Origin of the sequence: Actinoallomurus sp. NPDC052308, from assembly GCF_040679195.1 — a bacterium.
Lineage (GTDB): Bacteria > Actinomycetota > Actinomycetes > Streptosporangiales > Streptosporangiaceae > Actinoallomurus > Actinoallomurus liliacearum.
In genome coordinates this window covers 1,715-2,964 of record NZ_JBFAUM010000073.1, presented here as the reverse complement: position 1 = coordinate 2,964, position 1,250 = coordinate 1,715, and the positions used below count along the sequence as shown (strand labels likewise).

The following is a 1,250-nucleotide window of genomic DNA, read 5'->3' as shown; positions in this document are numbered from 1 at the left end:
AGTCGACACCGGCCTCGACGCCGCCGTGGCCTTCCCCGTGGCCCTTGCGCCCGACCCTGCCGCGGACGTCCACTCCGCCGCCGTACGTGAACGCGGTCGACCTCTCACGGGACTCCTCGCGCTGGCCCTCATCGCGCAGGGTGAGCTTCACCTCCGGCCGCGGCGACTGTGAGGTGGCGGTGCCCACCGCGGCGGTCACCCGGACGAACACGTACCGCGTGCCGCCGAACGGCTGCGGCACCGGGATCCAGCGGGTGACTCCGGATCCGGTCAGCAGGCCCCAGTTGTTGCGCAGGGCGTCGGAGGAGAACGCCGCGTCGAGCTCCCGGGCGAGAAGGTTGGGGCGGTCCTCTTCCTCGAAGAACTCCTTCAGCACTCCGTGGTGGCGGAGCTGTTGTTTGATCTTGTCGAGGACCTGGCCGGCGTCCATGGTCTCGGGATAGGACATCCCGGGCAGCAGGCCGGGCGGAACGTGGCGCGTCGGCGCCTGAGGCACCGGCCGCGTCACGCCGGGCGCGGTCAGGCCCAGATCGAAGATCCGCCGCTGGGGGATCAGCAGGTCCATCGCGTCCGTCACCCGGAGATACCGGCGCGTCTTCGACCGGTACCCCCGTCTCCACCGGATCAGCGTCACCTCGAAGACCGGGTCCGTGCGGTACGTGTGCGTCGTGCCCTCGTAGGTCGCGCGTGAGATGCCGATGTGGCCGCGCGCCTTGCTCCGCTCCTTCTTCCACGTGAATCCGGTGTGATCCTGAAGGGTGACCTGGACGCGGCCGCCCATGCTCCCCTCGTGCTCACCGCCGGCGGAGTGCCCGGTCTCCGGCCCGTCTTCGGGGCTGACGACCCGTTTCCCGGCCTCGGACCCGATGCGCAGCTGAGGGCCCGCCGTGAAGCCGTAGCCGCCCTTCAGCTTGTGCTCGCCGCCGTACTTGTGGCCGCGGGTGCCCTGGGCGTACTGCTCGATCTCCGTGCTCCCGCTCGCCCCGGCGTGACGCGGCCGGTAGCCGCGCAGCCGGATGCGGAAGGCCTGTTTCAGGCCGTCCCTTCCCCGCGGCAGGCTGACGATGCGGCCCTTCCGCCCGGTCAGAACGGGGAAGTACTGCGCGAGCTTGTCCGGCTTGTTGAGGTCCTTGATCGCGGACGGCCGGTTCGTACGGTCCTCGGCCCAGCCGTCCGGCAGGCCGTTGGCCTCCGCGTACAGCCGGGCCGCCAGGCGCGACAGCTCCGGGACCACGAAGAACGACGGATAA

The 1,250-nt window shown here is 70.8% G+C and carries 1 protein-coding gene; it reads right to left on the bottom strand.

The window, feature by feature from the left end:
- The coding region (locus AB0L00_RS45765; RefSeq protein WP_364444576.1) for a hypothetical protein at positions 1-1,250 on the bottom strand (1,250 nt) is incomplete at both ends.